Raw genomic sequence first — 15,884 nt, forward strand, 5'->3', positions numbered from 1 at the left:
GGGGACAAGCTGAGGGGAGGGCAGGGGCATGCGGGACGACGTCGGCGTCCGGGAGAGCGCTGAGTTCTCCGAGCCGCTGCGGCCGTGGCTGCCGGCGGATCTGCTGGACAACGCCGCCCGGACCATCTCCGAGAACAAGACGATCATGCTCGGCCTGCCGGTGCTGGCCGGGCTCGCGCTGGCCGCGGTCCAGGCCGGATTGACCGAGCTGACCGTTCCCGGCGGGATCAGCGGCTTCTTCGGGGCCGAGGACCCGTTCGCCCAGGCCGGGGCCGCGATGCTGTTGATGTACGGCGTCCAGCTGGTCCTGTTCGCGGTGGTGTCGAGCATGCTGGCCGGGATCATCGCGCTCGCGGCCGTGCGCAGCCAGCTCGCCCACCGGGTGGGCCCACGCGAGCTGCTGCGGCTGGTTCGCCGGTCGTTGCCCGCGCTGGCGGCGGTGGGACTGGCCCAGTCGCTGTCCTTCATCGTGCTGATCGGCGGCTGGGGCCTGGCCGTGTTCGGGATCGGCGCCGGCGCGGATGCCGCCATCTCCTCGGACGCGGCCGGCGTGGCCGCGCTGCTGATGATGCTGGCCGGTGGCGTCCTGGTGCTGATCTTCGGGATCCGGCTGGTGCTGGCCGGCACCGTCGTCCTGATGGAAGGCAAGCACGCGCCGGACATCGGGCTGTACATCCCTGCCAGGGTGGGGATCTGGGGCTCGCTGGTCCGGTCCTGGCGGTTGGTGCGGGGCAAGTTCTGGCGGGTGCTCGGCATCCTGCTGTTCGCCGGCATCGTGGTGAACATCGTCAGCTACGCGCTGCAGTTCGGGATCGGCGCGCTGGTGGGGACGGTCGGCGCCTGGGCCGGATCGGGCGACAGCGACGCGGCGACGGTGACAGCGATCGCCGTCGGGGTGTCCGCCGCGGCCGCCACGATCCTCACCCTGATCGCGAGCTTGGCCTTCATGTCCGCGGTCCAGGCGCTGCTCTACCTCGACCTGCGCGTCCGCCGGGAAGGGCTGGACCTGTGGCTGCGTCCGGTACTGCGCCCGACCGAGCGGCCGGCTGGCCAGACATGGTGAGCCTGTTCCTGCAGGAGCCGCCGGTAGACGTCGGCCGGGAGGACGCGGCCAGGGAAGCAGCCGAGGAGCTGTCCAAGCCCGCCTACGGCCAGGCCGGCGAGTCGATCGTCTCCCGGGCCATCGGCAAGGTGCTGGACTGGATCTTCGAGTTCCTCAACAGCCTGACCGGCCAATCCCCCGACGGCCGCCTCGGCGTCGGGTTGCTGGTCGGCCTGATCGCTCTGGTCGTCGTCGTGGTCCTCTGGCGAGCAGGCGCACTGCGGACCACCCGTGGCACGAAGACTCCGACGGTCTTCGGGACCGAACGACCCCGTACTGCGGCCGAGTACCGGGCCCAGGCGGAGGCAGAGGCCACTGAGGGCGACTACGCGAGCGCAGTACGGAGTCGGTTCCGCGCGTGTGTCTCTGAGTTGACCGAGCGCACTGTGCTGGACGAGCGAGCCGGGCGTACGGCGTACGAGGCGGTGGCGGACGCAGGGCGCGTAGTACCGGCTCTGCGGGATCCGCTGCAGCCGGCCGCTCTCGTCTTCACCGAGGTTGTCTACGGCAACCGTCCGGGTACGCCGGAGCGCTACGCGACGGTGGTCGCCGCGGATGACGCGGCCCGGCACGTGTCGACCAGGGCGCTGGTGCGGGAGTGAGCACCAGTACTGCGCTAGGCCGCAGCGGAGCCGAGAGCTGGCGAGTGCTACGGACTCCCCTGCTCGTCACGGGCGCCATCGTGCTCGTGGTGATCGTCATCCTGATCGCCGGAACCGCAAGAACCTCCGGCCCCTTCAGCCCGGACTCCACCAAGCCCACGGGAGCCAGAGCCCTCGCGGAACTCCTGGAGGATCACAACGTCGACGTGACCGGCACGGAGGAGCTTTTCGACGCACTCCAGCCTGGCGCCGGCAAGACCCTCCTGATCGCCCCGTCGGGCTCGTTGAGCCGCCGCGACCTGGAGAACATCGACCATGCGGGCTGGAGCCACCTCGTGCTCGTCCGCCCGACGACCCGGGCACTGGAGGTCCTCGCGCCCGGCGTACGGAACGCCAGCCAGACCCTGCCCGAGGACAGTCGCCCAGGCGGCTGCGACCTGGCCGCGGCCACCAAAGCCGGTACTGCGACCGTCGGCGGCACCTCGTACTCCGCACCGGAGTCGGCCGACACCTGTTACGGCGACGGCATCAACCACACCGTTGTCCGGCTGGAGTCCGAGGGCCGGATCGTCGACGTGGTCGGGACGGTCCGGTCCTTCACCAACGCCGAGCTCGCCCAGGACGGCAACGCCGCGCTGGCGCTGAACCTGCTCGGCACCCACCCGGAGCTCGTCTGGTACCTCCCGCAGTTCGAGAGCGGGGGTTTCGACGAGGAGGAGGGTGACGGTCCTCCGCTGGTTCCGCCGGACGTGCGGTACATCGCCTGGGCGTTGGCGTTCGCGGCCTTCGTCATCGCGCTCTGGCGCGGGCGGCGGCTGGGCCCGGTGGTTCCGGAGCCGCTGCCGGTCATCGTGCACGCGGCCGAGACCACTGAGGGCAGGGCCAGGCTCTATCGACGCTCCCGAGCCCGGGACCGGGCTGCCGCCGCCCTGCGCGAGTCAGCGCTCGGCAAGCTCCACAAGGCCCATGGGATCCCCCGACGAGCAGAGCCGGCCGCTGTGGTGACGACCGTCGCCGCCAGGACCGGCCGGGACCCCGCGATGCTCTATGAACTGCTCTATGGTCAACCACCGGCCGATGACTCTGCCCTGATGTTCCTGTCCCATGAGCTAGACGTACTGACGCTGGAGGTTCGACACCCGTGACGACCGCTATCGAGGTCACCCCCGAGCGCGCCCGGCAGGCTCTGGTCGAGCTGCGGACCGAGATCGGCAAGGCGGTGGTCGGCCAGGAGACCGCGGTGACCGCGCTGGTGCTGGCCCTGCTCTGCCGCGGCCACGTGCTGCTCGAAGGCGTTCCGGGGACGGCGAAGACGCTGATGGTGCGGGCGCTGTCGATGGCGATGCGGCTGGAGACCAAGCGGGTCCAGTTCACCCCCGACCTGATGCCGGGCGATGTCACCGGGTCGCTCGTGTACGACGCGAAGACCAGCGAGTTCGAGTTCCGGCGGGGACCGGTTTTCACCAACATCCTGCTCGCGGACGAGATCAACCGGACCCCGCCGAAGACGCAGGCCGCGCTGCTGGAGGCGATGGAGGAGCGCCAGGTCACCGTCGACGGCGAACCCCGGCTGCTGCCCGTGCCGTTCGTGGTCGCGGCGACGCAGAACCCGATCGAGTACGAGGGCACCTATCCGTTGCCCGAGGCCCAGTTGGACCGGTTCCTGCTCAAGGTGACCCTGGACATCCCGCCGCGCGACGCGGAGATCGCCGTACTGGCTCGGCATGCGCAGGGGTTCGACCCGCGCGACCTGGTGGCGGCCGGTCTGCGTCCGGTGGCCGGGCCTGAGGACCTGCTGGCGGGACAGGCGGCGGTGCGGCGGGTCGCCGTACGGGAGGACGTGCTGGCGTATGTGGTCGACCTGTGCCGGGCGACTCGGCAGTCGCCGTCGTTGCAGCTCGGGGTGTCACCTCGTGGCGCTACTGCGTTGCTCGCGGTGGCTCGGGCTTGGGCCTGGTTGTCCGGGCGGGACTACGTGATCCCCGATGACGTCAAGGCGATGGCTCGTCCTTGCCTGAGGCACCGGGTGCAGATCCGCCCGGAGGCCGAGCTGGAAGGTGTCACGGCGGACGCAGTACTGGAAAGCGTGCTGGCCACGGTGCCAGTGCCACGCTGATGGTCCTCACCGGCCGAGCAGGCCTGCTAGCCAGCTTGGGGGTCCTGTTCGTCGCAGTACTGATGCCTAGCTGGAGTGGTATCGGCCTGGTGGTCGCTGCCGTGATCTTGGTGTGCTTGGTCGACCTGCTGCTCGCAGGGTCGCCTCGACGGCTACAGCTCAGCCGCGAGGGCGATACCGCAGTACGGCTTGGTCAGCCGGCGACGGTGACGCTGCTGGTGGCCAACCCCGGCCGGAGGGTCAAGGGGTTGTTGCGGGACGCCTGGCCGCCTTCTGCCGGAGTGCAGGATCCCCCGCACAAGATCGACCTGCCCAATGGCGAGAGGCGTCGACTGGTCACGCATCTGTTGCCCACCAGGCGGGGTGATCGGCAGGCGTACCGCGTGACTGTGCGGTCGATCGGACCTCTCGGCTTCGCGGGACGTCAGGGGTCGCACCACGTGCCGTGGACTGTGCGGGCTCTGCCACCCTTCAACAGCCGCAAGCACCTCCCCTCCCGGTTGGCGCGACTGCGCGAGCTCGATGGGCGGACTGCCTTGCTGGTCAGAGGTCAGGGCACCGAGTTCGACTCGCTGCGCGACTACGTACCGGGTGACGACGTCCGCAGCATCGACTGGCGCGCCACCGCCCGCCGCAGCAGCGTCGTACTGCGTACGTGGCGGCCGGAGCGGGACCGGCAGGTCGCCATCGTGATCGACTCGGGCCGGATGTCCGCGGGCCGGGTCGGGGACGCGCCGCGGCTCGACCACGCGATGGACGCCGCCCTGCTGCTGGCCGCTCTGGCGACTCGGGCGGGTGACCGGGTCTCCTTGCTGGCTTGCGATGCCGAGGTCCGCGCGGATGTGCGGCGACCGGCTCCGGAGGACGTGCTGCCGTCGTTCGTGAACGCCCTGGCCAACGTGGATGCCGAGCTCGTCCAGACGGACTTCCGGGTGGTGGTCTCGCAGGTGCTGGAGCGCCTGGGGCAGCGGTCGCTCGTAGTACTGCTGACTGGGCTGGACCCGGCAGTGATCGAGGAGTCCCTGCTGCCAGTGATCGGGCCGCTGCTGCGGCGGCATGTCGTAGTACTGGCGTCTGTGGCTGACCCGAGGCTCGCCGAGATGGAGACCTCGATCGTCGACCTCATCGAGGTCTACGGCGCCGCCTCAGCCGCTCGCACCCGGCTGGACCGCGAGAAGGTGACCGCGATCCTCACCCGCGCGGGCGTGACCGTAGTCGATGAAAACCCCGACCAGATCGCCCCGGCTCTGGCCGACACCTACCTGGCCTTGAAGAAGGCCGGCCGGCTCTAGACCAGTTCGAGCGGTTCGTGCGGCTCGGCAGGCAGTACTACGGTCAGCGGGTCGCCGGGGCGCACGAGGCCGCCGACGGTGACGACGCCCATGATCCCGACCCTCCGGATCACCGTCCCGTCCTCCGCCTTCCCCAGCACCTGCTTGAGCAGGCCCTTCTGCAAGCCGTTGATCTGGCTGCAGGGGTCCCGTAGGCCGGTGACCGTGACGATCGCGGTGTCGCCGAGGTGGAGCTTCGTCCCGGTGGGCAGCTCGAACAGGTCGACCCCTGCGGTGGTGATGTTCTCGCCGAGGTCACCCGGGCTCACGTCGTGGCCTTTGGTGGCGAGCTCGTCGAAGAGCTCCCGCTGGATCAGATGCACCTGCCGGAGATTGGGCGCGGTGCGATCCTTCCGGATGAGGTGAAGGTGCTGCACCGTCGCACCCGCATGGGCGTCGCCTTCGACTCCCACACCCTCGACCAGCCGGATCTCCTCGACGGGAGCCTTGCTGAAGCGATGCTGAACATCGCGGTTGACGGAGTCGATTCTCACCCCAACAGCTTAGGTGTCAGGTGGCAGGCGGACTGGGGGTCGGCGGTGGCGGGGAGGACGGGGAGGAGGTCGGAGCGGCACTTGGAGGCGATGGGATTGCCTGCGGCGACCACCTGGCAGCGGGGGTGGAAGCGGCAGCCGGTGGGGATGCGGGTGGGGTCCGGGGGTTCGCCGGACAGGACGATGCGGGCCGGAGATTCCGGGAGGACGGACAGCAAGGCCTGGGTGTAGGGATGTTGCGGGGCCTTGAGGACTTCCTCGGTGGGGCCGGACTCCACGATGCGGCCCAGGTACATGACGGCGACGCGGTCGGCGATGTTCCAGGCCAGGCCGAGGTCGTGGGTGACGACGAGGGCGGACAGGCCGAGTTCGTCGCGGAGACGGAGCAGCAGGGCCAGAATCTCGCCGCGGACGGAAGCGTCGAGCGAGGCGACGGGCTCGTCGGCGATCAGGACCTTGGGGTCTAGGGCGAGCGCACCGGCGATGACGACCCGCTGCCGCTGACCACCCGACAACTCGTGCGGGTAGCGCAGGAAGAACCGCTCCGGCGGCCGGAGACCGGCGCGCGCCAGGGCCGACGCGACCACCTGCTCCTCGTCGGCGAGCCCGTGGATCCGAGGGCCTTCGGCGACCGCCTCGTACACGGTCTGCCGGGGGTTGAGCGAGCCCATCGGGTCCTGCAGCACCAGTTGCACCTGCCGGCGGTACGCCTTCAGCGCTTTGGAGCGATACGTCAGCGGCGACCCGTCATACGAGACTGTGCCGGAGGTCGGGCGGACCAGTCCCAGCAGAGTGCGAGCCAAGGTGGTCTTGCCGCAGCCGGACTCGCCGACCAGCGCCACGATCTCGCCCGGCCCGACGGACAGGTTCACGCCGTCGACGGCCCGCGCCCGCCGGCCCCGCGAGCTGAACTCGACGGCCAGGTCCTTTGCCTCTAGCAACGCTCCTCCAACACCAGCACACAGGCAGCCGTACGCCGGTCGCCCGCCGGCCTCAGCTCGATATCGACAGTGGAGCAGGTGTCCAGCGCCACCGGACAGCGCGGGTGGAACACACACCCGGTCGGGAGCTGCTGGGGATCCGGCTGATCTCCCCCGAGTCCCTTGGGCGCCAGCCGGGAGGAAGGGTCCCCGACGGTCGGGAAGGCCGCGGCCAGCGCCTTGCTGTAGGGGTGCTGGAACGAACCGTTGGACGGACCGGTCTCGACCACTCGGCCGGCGTACATGACGGCCAGCCGGTCGCAGGTGTCGGCGAGCACCGACAGGTCGTGCGAGATCATCAGCAGCGAGATCCCGTGCGAGGCGATCAGTTCCTTGATCAGCGTCAGCACCTGGGCCTGCACCATCAGGTCGAGCGCGGTGGTCGGCTCGTCGGCGACGATCAGCCGCGGCTCGCAGGCCAGCGCCATCGCGATCATCACTCGTTGCCGCTGGCCACCGGACAGCTCGTGCGGATAGCTCCGGGCCCGCCAGGCCGGCAGCCCGACCTGCTCCAGCAGCGCGGCGACCCGGGCGCGGGCCTTCTCGGGCGGCGCGATCCGGTGCACCAGCAGCGGTTCGGCGATCTGCTCGCCGATCCGCTGGACCGGGTTCAGGCCGTGCTGGGCGCCCTGGAAGATGATCGACGCCTCGGCCCAGCGGACCGCCCGCAGCCGGCCCCACTTCATCGCCGCCACGTCCTCGCCGTCGAGCAGGATCCGCCCGTCGATCCGCGTGTCCTTGGGCAGCAGCCGCAGCAACGACATCGCCAGCGTCGACTTCCCGGAGCCGGACTCGCCCACGATGCCGAGTGCTTCGCCGGCCTCCACCGACAACGAGACGCCGCGGACCGCGGGCACCTCGCCCGAGGCGATCCGGTAGGTGATGGACAGGTCGTCCAGTTCGAGCAGACTCATCAGACCGCCCTGCGGAGCCGGGGATTGAGCACGGATTCGAGCGCGCGGCCGCAGAGCGTGAACGCCATCACCACGATGACGATGCACAGGCCCGGCACCAGGATGTACCACCAGGCTCCGGACGTGGCCGCGCCCCAGTCGTAGGAGCCGCGCAGCATCGTGCCCCACGAGGTCTTGTTCGCGCTTACGCCGAGGAAGGCCAGCGTCGACTCGGTGACGATCGCGCTCGCCACCTCAAGCGTGGTACTTGCCAGGAGCAACGGGGCGACGTTCGGCAGTACGTGCCGGGTGGTGATGTGCCAGTGCCCGCCGCCCAGCGCCGTCGAGCGTTCGATGTACGGCCGGGCCTCGACCGCCAGGGTCTGGGCCCGGATCAAGCGGGCCGTCGACGGCCAGGACGTCACGCCGATCGCGGCGATGATGGTCACCGTGCTGCCGCCCAGGATGGCCGCCAGCACCAGCGCGGTCACCAGCGAGGGAAGCACCAGGAACCAGTCGGTGATCCGCATGATCACGGCGCCGATCCAGCCGCGGAAGTGGCCGGCGGCGATCCCGAGCACGGTGCCGATCACCATGCTGAGCAACGCGGCCAGGAAGCCGATCAGCAGCGACGTCCGCGAACCCCACCAGACCATCAGCAGCACGGACCGGCCGGACTCGTCGGTCCCCAGCGGGTCGTCCCAACTCGGCGGCGCGAGCTTCTCGCCGGTCCCGCTGACGACGTTCGTCACGCCGGCGTCGATGAACAGCGGCGCGATCAGCGCCAGCACCACCGCGACGACGAGGATCGCGAGCCCGATCACGCCCGCACGATGGGTGCGGAAGGAGGACCAGAACCGGCCCAGCGCCATCCGGCGCCGCGTCCAGGTGATGCTGCTCATGCCGACCTCACTCTCGGGTCCAGCAGGTGGTAGACCACGTCGGCGAGCGTGTTCATCAGGATCACCGACACCGTGATCAGCAGGAACGTGCCCTGCATCAAGGTGAAGTCAGGCACCCGGATCGCCTCGTAGAACAACTGCCCGAGCCCCGGCCAGCTGAAGATCGCCTCCACCGTGACCGCACCGCCGACGACGAACCCGATCCGCATGAACACCAGCGTCACCGTCGGCAGCAGCGCGTTCGGTACTGCGTGCCGCCGCCGGATCTCGTCGTCCCGCAGGCCCTTGGCGCGGGCGGTGGTCACGTAGTCCTGCCCGACCTCGTCGAGCACCGAGGACCGCATCACCAGCAGGTACTGCGCGTAGACGACCGCCACCATCGTCAGGCACGGCAGCACCATGTGCTTGGCGACGTCGAGGATGTACCCGAACCCGTCGGGGGCGTCCACGCTCTCGATCCCGCGGGTCGGGAAGATCCCCGGGATCGGCCCGACGCCGGCCGCGAACACCATCAGCAGCAGGAGTCCGAGCCAGAACGTCGGCACCGACCAGAGCACCAGCGACACCCCAGTGGAGAACTTGTCGAACCTGCTCCCCGGCTTCCACCCGGCCCGGGCGCCCTGCCAGATGCCCAGGCTGACGGCCATCACCAGCGCAGTACCGGTGAGCAGCAGGGTGGCGCCGAGCCGTTCGCCGATCAGGTCGAGCACCGGGCGCTTGTACTCGTAGGAGACGCCGAGGTCGAAATGCAGGGTCTGGTTGACGAACTGGAGGAACTGCTCGGGCAGCGACTTGTCCAGCCCGAGCCGGCTGCGCTCCAGGTCGAGCTGCTCCGGGGTCATGTTCCGGCCCTGCGCGAGCGCCCGGACCGGGTCGCCCGGCAGCAGCCGGAAGGCGAAGAACGTCGCGACGATCACCATCGCGATGCTGAGCAGCGCCCCGCCCACCTTGGCCGCCGCGTATCGCAGCATGCCGTGGCGGGCCGGGCGCTCCTCGATCAGTTCGGTGGCGGCGGGAGCCGTCATTCGCGGTCGTCCACGACACCCTTGCGCCGGCGGGCCAGGAACAGCCCGGCGGCCAGCAGTACCACGACGCCGCCTGCCACCCCGACGATCACGCCGGTGTTCGAACCACTGTCAGCCGCCGCGGTGCCGTCTTCCGACACCGCCTCCAGCGTGTAGAACGGCCAGTAGCCGCTACCGCCGTACAGGATGCCGTTCTCCTCGGGGATCGGCTTGATGCTGGCGATCCGGTCCTTGCGGTAGCCCTCGAGGTCGTTCGGGTAGTACAGCGCGATGACGGGAGCGTCGGTGTAGAGCCGCTCCGTCATCTTCTTGATCAGGTCGGCGCGCTTGGGCCGGTCGAGCTCCTTCAGCTGCTGCTGGTAGAGCGCCTCGTACTGCGGGTCGCAGTAGAAGGACTCCGTACCGCCGCCCTCACCGGAGGCGGTCGGACGTCGGCTGCACAGGTGCGTCGCGAGCACCTCCTCCGGGTCCGGGTTCACCGACCAGCCGCTGATCGCGATGTCGAACAGCGCGGTGGTGCCGGTCTCCTCGGTGAACTTGCTGGAGTCCAGCCGCTTGGTGGTCAGCGTGATCCCGAGTTCCTTGAACCAGCCGGTCAGGTACTCGGCCAGCTTCTCCTCGATCGGGGCGTCGGTGTGGATGCTGAACCGGAACGTGAGCTTCTTCGAGCCGTCGGGCATCGTCCGGATGCCGTCGGCACCCAACTTGTAGCCGGCGTCGTCGAGGATCTTGTTGGCCCGGGCAACATCGAAGCCGACCTTCTGGTCGCCGGAGGCCTCCCAGAAGAAGTCCTTGTACATCGGCGGCACGATCGACCCGTCGGCCGGCTTCGCCAGCCCGTTCTGCACCTCGTCGACCAGCTTCTGCTTGTCGATCGCGTAGTGCAGCGCCTGCCGGACCCTCGGGTCCTTCAGCGCCGGGTGCCCGTCGCCGATCGGCTTGTTGTCGCTGGTGGTGGCGCCGTGGTTGATCTGCAGGTACGTCGCCCGGCGGCCCTGCTGGTTCCACTGGACGATGTTGTCGTCGCCCTTCAGCGCGTCGAAGTCCGGCGGCGCGAGCCGGCCGATCAGGTCGATGTCACCCTTCTTCAGCCCGACGATCGCGGCGGCCGGGTTGTCGTAGAAGATCACCTGGAGTTCGTCGATCTTCGGCCTGCCGCGCCAGTAGTCCGGGTTGGCCTTGAGCTTCACGTACTGGTCCTTCTTGTGCTCCACCGCGATGTACGGCCCGCTCGTCACGGCCGGGTAGGCCTCCGCCTCGTACTTCGCGATGTCGCCGACCTTCTCCCAGACGTGCTTGGGCATGATCGGGACCGGGTTGTCCAGCATCGAGGCCTGCGGCGCCTTCAGCTTGATGGTCAGGTCCTGGCCGCTGGCCGTGACGCTGGCGAAGTTCTCCACCGCCGGGCCGTTCGCGGTCTTCGCGCCGTCGTCGGTGATCATCTTGTTGAACGTCCAGGCGGCGTCCTCGGCGGTGATCGGCTGCCCGTCGGACCACTTCGCCTGCCGGATCTTGAACGTCCAGGTCAGCCCGTCCGGCGAGGTCGTCCACGACTCGGCCAGGTCGGCGCTGGGCTGCAGCGTCTTGGGGTCCGGCACGGTCAGGAATCCGTACATCCAGCGGTGGATCGACGAGGACACCAGCCGCACCGCCAGGAACGGGTTCATCGAGTCCATCGCCTGGGTGGCACCGACCCGGATCACCTTCGAGGCCGGCGCCTCGGCGGCTTGGGCCGGCGCTCCGGCCAGGATCAGGAGTCCTGCCGCAGCCAGACTCGCTAGCAACTTGCGCATCGAACACACACCTTCCGCCCCGGGTGGTTTAGAGAGAAAGCCACACCATTGAGACGGTCCGCGTCAATGATTTACCGATATTCGTCACAGTTCCGTTGCGAGCGGACACCCACCGGATCGGGCGGCGGTCAGTGCTTGGCGTTGCGGGACCAGACGAAACAGTAGACGCCGAAGGCGGCGATGCCGAGCGCCATCAGGGTCAGCAGAACCGAGCCGGCCGGCCCTTCGCGCACGGTGTGCAACGCGGTGTCGAGACCGCCGGCCTTCTCGGGCTCGTAGCTGAGCGCGGCCCAGGCGAAGAGAGCACCGACGATGACGAACGCGATTCCCTTGGCCGCATAGCCGAGCCGGCCGAGCAGGACCGTCGACTCCGACACCCCGCCGGTCAGGTCCTCGAGGAACTTCTTCTTGACCGCCTTGTAGATCTGGTAGACGCCGATGCCGATGATCACCAGGCCGACGATCACGACGAGCGCCCGGCCGGCGCCGTTCTCCATCAACTTCGCGGTGATGCCGCTCGACTTGCCCTTGCTGGAACCACCCGAGCCGGAGGCGATCTTGGCGGCGCTGATCCCGAGGTACAGGTAGACGACGGCACGACCGGCCGACGACACCTTCTTCTCGGTCTTCAGGTGACCGTAGACGAGTTCGAGAACCTTCCAGAGCACCAGCGCGAACAGGCCGATGGCGACGACCCAGAGCAGGAAGCCGCCGAACGGCTTGCCGGCAAGGTCTTGCAGTGCTCCGCTGTGCGACGCCTCGTCCGAGGTGCCACCCCAGGCGAGTTGCAAGGCGATCCACGCGACGAGCAGGTGCACGACGCCGTACGCGATCAGGCCGACGGTGATCGATACGTCGTACAGGCGGCTCTGTTGGGCTTTCTGGGCGGTCCTCATGGCGGACTTGTACCCAGCACTATGCGGAGACGGGCGCGCTCGCCTCTCGGTCGGCGGCCTCGACATCGCCGTACTCACCGGCCATCACCGCGCGGCGACCGAGCGTCCACACGTAGACGAAGAAGGCGATCTCGGCGATCACGCCGATCCCGACCCGTACCGCGGTCGGCAGCGGCGAGGGGGTGATCATCGCCTCGATCAAGCCACTGATCAACAAGATCACCGTCAGGCCGATCGCCATCCCCACGGTCGCCCGGCCGGTCTGCGCGAGCGCCTGCATCCTGGTCCGTGGGCCGGGCGCGATCCACGACCAGCCGAGGCGCAGGCCGGCCGCGGAGGCGACGAAGACCGCCGTCAACTCCAGCAAGCCGTGTGGAGTGATCAGGCCGAAGAACACGTCCGCGCGGTCATGGCCGATCATCAGGCCTGCCACCACGCCGAGGTTCTCGGCGTTGCTCCAGAGGATGAAGAAGGTCGGGATCAGCAGTACTCCGAGCGCCAGCACCGCCGCGCTGATCAGCGAGTTGTTGAGCCAGACCTGGAGCGCGAAGTCCTGCGCGGGATTCTCCGAGTAGTAGTTCGCGAAGTCCTTGTCGACGAGTTCCTGGACCGCGGACGGAGTACTGATGGACTCGATGATCTCCGGGTTCGCGATGATCCGCCACGCCATCCAGGCCGCTACCAGGTAGAAGAGCAGGCCGATCGTGAGCCACCAGCGGCGTGAGGCGTACAGAGCGGCCGGGAAGCTCACCAGGAAGTAGCGGGAGATGTCACGCCAGACAGGAGCCTGCGCGCCCGTCACCGCGCCTCTGGCGTCGGCTATGAGCCCCGAGAGCCGCCCGATGGTCACCGGGTCGGCACCACTGGCCCTGAGCGCGGTCAGATGCGTCCCCACCCGCTGGTAGAGCGACACCAACTCATCGGCCTCGGCACCACTCAACCGCCGCTGCCGCTGGGTCAGGTAGGCCAGCCGATCCCACTGAGGCTGATGAACCGAAACGAACGCCTCGACGTCCATCGCCCCTCCTCCCCGTCATCTGGCTCTTTGCGCTGGCAGACTAGCTTGTCCGGGGTGTCGTGAAGGGGGTGCTGTGTCTCAGTTGGTCACGGGGGAAGCGGTTGTCCTCCAGGTGCGGATCGCGCGGATGCCGACGCGGGCGCTGGCCTGTGCGATCGACTTCACCCTGCAGAGCATCGCGCTCGGCATCCTGCTGGCGCTGATGTTCGGCTTCCTGATCAGCGGTTCGGCCAGCCCGGCGCTCGGGACGGCGCTGGTGATCCTGGTGGTGGTGCTGGTCCTGATCGGCTATCGAGTGGTGATGGAGACGCTGACCCGCGGCCGCACCCTCGGCAAAATGGCGCTCGGTCTCAAGGTGGTCCGCGACGACGGCAGCTCGATCCGGTTCCGGCACGCACTGGTGCGCAGCCTGATGTGGTTGTTCGTCGACTTCTCGCCGTTCTTCGCCGCCAGCCCGGGCATCGTGGCAAGCCTGATGAACAAGCAGGGCAAGCGAATCGGCGACATGGTGGCCGGCACGGTGGTGATCCGCGAACGGCACCAGCCGATGGCATCGCCGCCGCTGTTCGTGCCCGGTCACCTGGTGCAGTGGGCGCAGTCGCTGGAACTGGCGCGGCTGTCCGACGAACTGGCGAACACGTCGCGCGAGTATCTGGCTCGCTACACGGAGTTGGAGCCGGCCGCGCGGGTGGCGCTGGGGGATGCTCTTGCGTTCCGGGTGGGTGGAGTGACGGCGCCTGCTCCGCCGGTGCCGATCTCCTCGCCGGCGTTTCTGTCCGCAGTACTGGCTGAGCGGCGGCGGCGGGAACTGAATCGGCTCGCCACCATTCGCCCGACGTACGCGAACACTGGTCCTTTCGGTCCACCCAACCCGTACGCCGTCCAGCCGGCGCTGCCGGCGCTGCCGGCCACCGGACCGTTCCCGGTGCCGCAGTTCCCCGTTGCGGCGCCCCCGCCTACCGTCAATCCCGGTGGCTGGGCAGCGCCCGGCAGCAACGAGCCCAACCGGTGGTCCTGATCGAGCACGGCTTAGCCAACTGCAGCTCGCGCAAGCCTTCCTCCCCGCCGACGAAGCCACAGCGGCTCTGCTAGTTCGAGCCCCGGACAACGCGAAGGCGCCCCGCTCGACCGAGCGGGGCGCCAACCTTGCGTTACGCAGTACTGGGGGATCTCAGTAGCGGTAGGCGTCCGACTTGTACGGACCCTCGACCGGTACGCCGAGGTACTCCGCCTGCTCCTTCGACAGTTCGGTCAGCTTCACGCCGAGCGCCTCGAGGTGCAGCCGGGCGACCATCTCGTCCAGGTGCTTGGGCAGCACGTAGACGTCGGTCGGGTACTCGGTGGTCTTCGCGAACAGTTCGATCTGCGCCAGCACCTGGTTGGTGAACGAGTTCGACATCACGAACGACGGGTGCCCGGTGGCGTTGCCCAGGTTCAGCAACCGGCCCTCGGACAGGATGATCACGGTGTGGCCGTCGGCGAACCGGAACTCGTCGACCTGCGGCTTGATCGTGACCCGCTCGATGCCCGGGGTCTTGTACAGGCCGGCCATGTCGATCTCGTTGTCGAAGTGGCCGATGTTGCCGACGATCGCCTGGTGCTTCATCCGGGACATGTGGTCCGCGGTGATGACGTCCTTGTTGCCGGTGGTGGTGACGAAGATGTCGGCGATCGAGACGACGTCGTCGAGGGTGGTGACCTGGTAGCCGTCCATCGCGGCCTGCAGCGCGCAGATCGGGTCGATCTCGGTGACGATCACCCGGGCGCCCTGGCCACGCAGCGACTCGGCGCAGCCCTTGCCGACGTCGCCGTACCCGGCCACGACCGCCACCTTGCCGCCGATCAGGACGTCGGTGGCGCGGTTGATGCCGTCGATCAGCGAGTGCCGACAGCCGTACTTGTTGTCGAACTTCGACTTGGTGACCGAGTCGTTGACGTTGATCGCCGGGAACAGCAGCGCGCCGGCCTTGTGCATCTCGTACAGCCGGTGCACGCCGGTGGTGGTCTCCTCGGTGACACCCTTGATGCCCTGGCCGATGGTGGTCCAGCGCTGCGGGTCCTCCTGCAGGGTCCGGGTCAGCACGGACAGGACGACGCCGTACTCCTCGGACTCCGCGGTCGACGGGTCCGGCACGGCGCCGGCCTTCTCGAACTCGGTGCCCTTGTGGACCAGCATGGTGGCGTCGCCGCCGTCGTCGAGGATCATGTTGGGGCCCGTGACACCAGCACCGTCGCCGGGCCACACCAGGGCCTGCTCGGTGCACCACCAGTACTCCTCCAGCGTCTCGCCCTTCCAGGCGAAGACCGGGACACCCTGCGGCGCGTCCGCCGTACCGTTCGGGCCGACGACGACCGCGGCGGCCGCGTGGTCCTGGGTGGAGAAGATGTTGCAGGAAACCCAGCGGACCTCGGCACCGAGCGCGGTCAGTGTCTCGATCAGCACGGCGGTCTGGATGGTCATGTGCAGCGAGCCCATGATCTTGGCACCGGCCAGCGGCTTGCTCTCGCCGTACTGCGCGCGCATCGCCATCAGCCCCGGCATCTCGTGTTCGGCGAGCCGGATCTCCTTGCGCCCGAACTCGGCGAGTCCGAGGTCTGCCACCTTGTAGTCGAAGGTCATGCTCGTTGCCGCTCCCTGGAGTGAGGTTGGGTTGCCGGAACGAGCCTAGAGGGGTGGAGCGGGCAGGTTGACGGTTGGGGCGCATTTTTGACACTGAAATGTCAGGATTGGT

General features: G+C 68.8%; 15 protein-coding genes. 6 read left to right on the forward strand and 9 right to left on the reverse strand.

What is annotated here, in order from left to right; translation table 11 throughout:
• The first annotated feature begins 28 nt into the window (after positions 1–28).
• Genes ABD255_RS03270 through ABD255_RS03290 form a run of 5 tightly spaced genes read left to right on the forward strand, consistent with a single transcriptional unit; the run spans position 29 to position 5,112 of the window.
• Positions 29–1,063, forward strand: a complete 1,035-nt coding sequence (locus ABD255_RS03270) for a hypothetical protein (protein WP_344209541.1) — start codon at positions 29–31, stop codon at positions 1,061–1,063.
• Positions 1,057–1,704: a DUF4129 domain-containing protein gene (locus ABD255_RS03275; RefSeq protein WP_344209543.1), complete on the forward strand. Its 648-nt coding sequence runs from the start codon at positions 1,057–1,059 to the stop codon at positions 1,702–1,704. Before ABD255_RS03270 ends, ABD255_RS03275 begins: the two co-directional genes overlap by 7 nt.
• Positions 1,701–2,849, forward strand: coding sequence for a DUF4350 domain-containing protein (locus ABD255_RS03280; RefSeq protein ID WP_344209545.1), 1,149 nt, complete (start codon positions 1,701–1,703; stop codon positions 2,847–2,849). The genes ABD255_RS03275 and ABD255_RS03280 overlap by 4 nt, the downstream gene beginning before the upstream one ends.
• On the forward strand, positions 2,846–3,820 hold the full coding sequence (locus ABD255_RS03285) for an AAA family ATPase (protein WP_344209547.1): 975 nt from the start codon (positions 2,846–2,848) through the stop codon (positions 3,818–3,820). The genes ABD255_RS03280 and ABD255_RS03285 overlap by 4 nt, the downstream gene beginning before the upstream one ends.
• The gene (locus ABD255_RS03290) at positions 3,820–5,112 is read left to right on the forward strand and encodes a DUF58 domain-containing protein (RefSeq protein ID WP_344209549.1); all 1,293 of its coding nucleotides are present in this window, start codon (positions 3,820–3,822) and stop codon (positions 5,110–5,112) included. Before ABD255_RS03285 ends, ABD255_RS03290 begins: the two co-directional genes overlap by 1 nt.
• Here ABD255_RS03290 and ABD255_RS03295 read toward each other — a convergent pair.
• The 8 genes from ABD255_RS03295 to ABD255_RS03330 all read right to left on the reverse strand — a co-directional run bounded on the left by ABD255_RS03295 (position 5,109) and on the right by ABD255_RS03330 (position 13,152).
• Positions 5,109–5,645, reverse strand: coding sequence for an MOSC domain-containing protein (locus ABD255_RS03295; RefSeq protein ID WP_344209550.1), 537 nt, complete (start codon positions 5,643–5,645; stop codon positions 5,109–5,111). The genes ABD255_RS03290 and ABD255_RS03295 overlap by 4 nt on opposite strands.
• Entirely contained in the window at positions 5,642–6,586 is a 945-nt protein-coding gene (locus ABD255_RS03300) for an ABC transporter ATP-binding protein (protein WP_344209552.1), read from the reverse strand. Before ABD255_RS03300 ends, ABD255_RS03295 begins: the two co-directional genes overlap by 4 nt.
• On the reverse strand, positions 6,580–7,539 hold the full coding sequence (locus ABD255_RS03305; protein ID WP_344209554.1) for an ABC transporter ATP-binding protein: 960 nt from the start codon (positions 7,537–7,539) through the stop codon (positions 6,580–6,582). The genes ABD255_RS03300 and ABD255_RS03305 overlap by 7 nt, the downstream gene beginning before the upstream one ends.
• Positions 7,539–8,420: an ABC transporter permease gene (locus ABD255_RS03310; protein ID WP_344209556.1), complete on the reverse strand. Its 882-nt coding sequence runs from the start codon at positions 8,418–8,420 to the stop codon at positions 7,539–7,541. Before ABD255_RS03310 ends, ABD255_RS03305 begins: the two co-directional genes overlap by 1 nt.
• The gene (locus tag ABD255_RS03315; protein WP_344209559.1) at positions 8,417–9,445 is read right to left on the reverse strand and encodes an ABC transporter permease; all 1,029 of its coding nucleotides are present in this window, start codon (positions 9,443–9,445) and stop codon (positions 8,417–8,419) included. Before ABD255_RS03315 ends, ABD255_RS03310 begins: the two co-directional genes overlap by 4 nt.
• The gene (locus ABD255_RS03320; RefSeq protein WP_344209560.1) at positions 9,442–11,238 is read right to left on the reverse strand and encodes an ABC transporter substrate-binding protein; all 1,797 of its coding nucleotides are present in this window, start codon (positions 11,236–11,238) and stop codon (positions 9,442–9,444) included. The genes ABD255_RS03315 and ABD255_RS03320 overlap by 4 nt, the downstream gene beginning before the upstream one ends.
• Before the next feature lie 128 nt (positions 11,239–11,366).
• A complete protein-coding gene (locus ABD255_RS03325; protein WP_344209563.1) occupies positions 11,367–12,134 on the reverse strand; it encodes a DUF1206 domain-containing protein in 768 nt (255 codons plus the stop codon).
• A 19-nt stretch (positions 12,135–12,153) separates the two neighbouring features.
• Positions 12,154–13,152 carry a stage II sporulation protein M gene (locus ABD255_RS03330; protein WP_344209565.1) on the reverse strand — a complete coding sequence of 333 codons (999 nt, stop codon included), beginning with the start codon at positions 13,150–13,152 and terminating at the stop codon, positions 12,154–12,156.
• 73 nt (positions 13,153–13,225) lie between these two features.
• Between ABD255_RS03330 and ABD255_RS03335 the strand changes: the two genes are divergently transcribed.
• The gene (locus ABD255_RS03335) at positions 13,226–14,170 is read left to right on the forward strand and encodes an RDD family protein (protein ID WP_344209567.1); all 945 of its coding nucleotides are present in this window, start codon (positions 13,226–13,228) and stop codon (positions 14,168–14,170) included.
• Positions 14,171–14,323: 153 nt separating this feature from the next.
• Here the strand turns inward: ABD255_RS03335 and ahcY are convergent, their stop codons facing one another.
• Positions 14,324–15,772 (reverse strand): adenosylhomocysteinase, encoded by a 1,449-nt coding sequence (gene ahcY / locus ABD255_RS03340; RefSeq protein WP_344209569.1) that lies wholly within the window; start codon positions 15,770–15,772, stop codon positions 14,324–14,326.
• Positions 15,773–15,884 lie beyond the last annotated feature (112 nt).

Origin of the sequence: Kribbella sancticallisti (assembly GCF_039530625.1) — a bacterium.
GTDB classification, from domain to species: Bacteria; Actinomycetota; Actinomycetes; order Propionibacteriales; family Kribbellaceae; genus Kribbella; species Kribbella sancticallisti.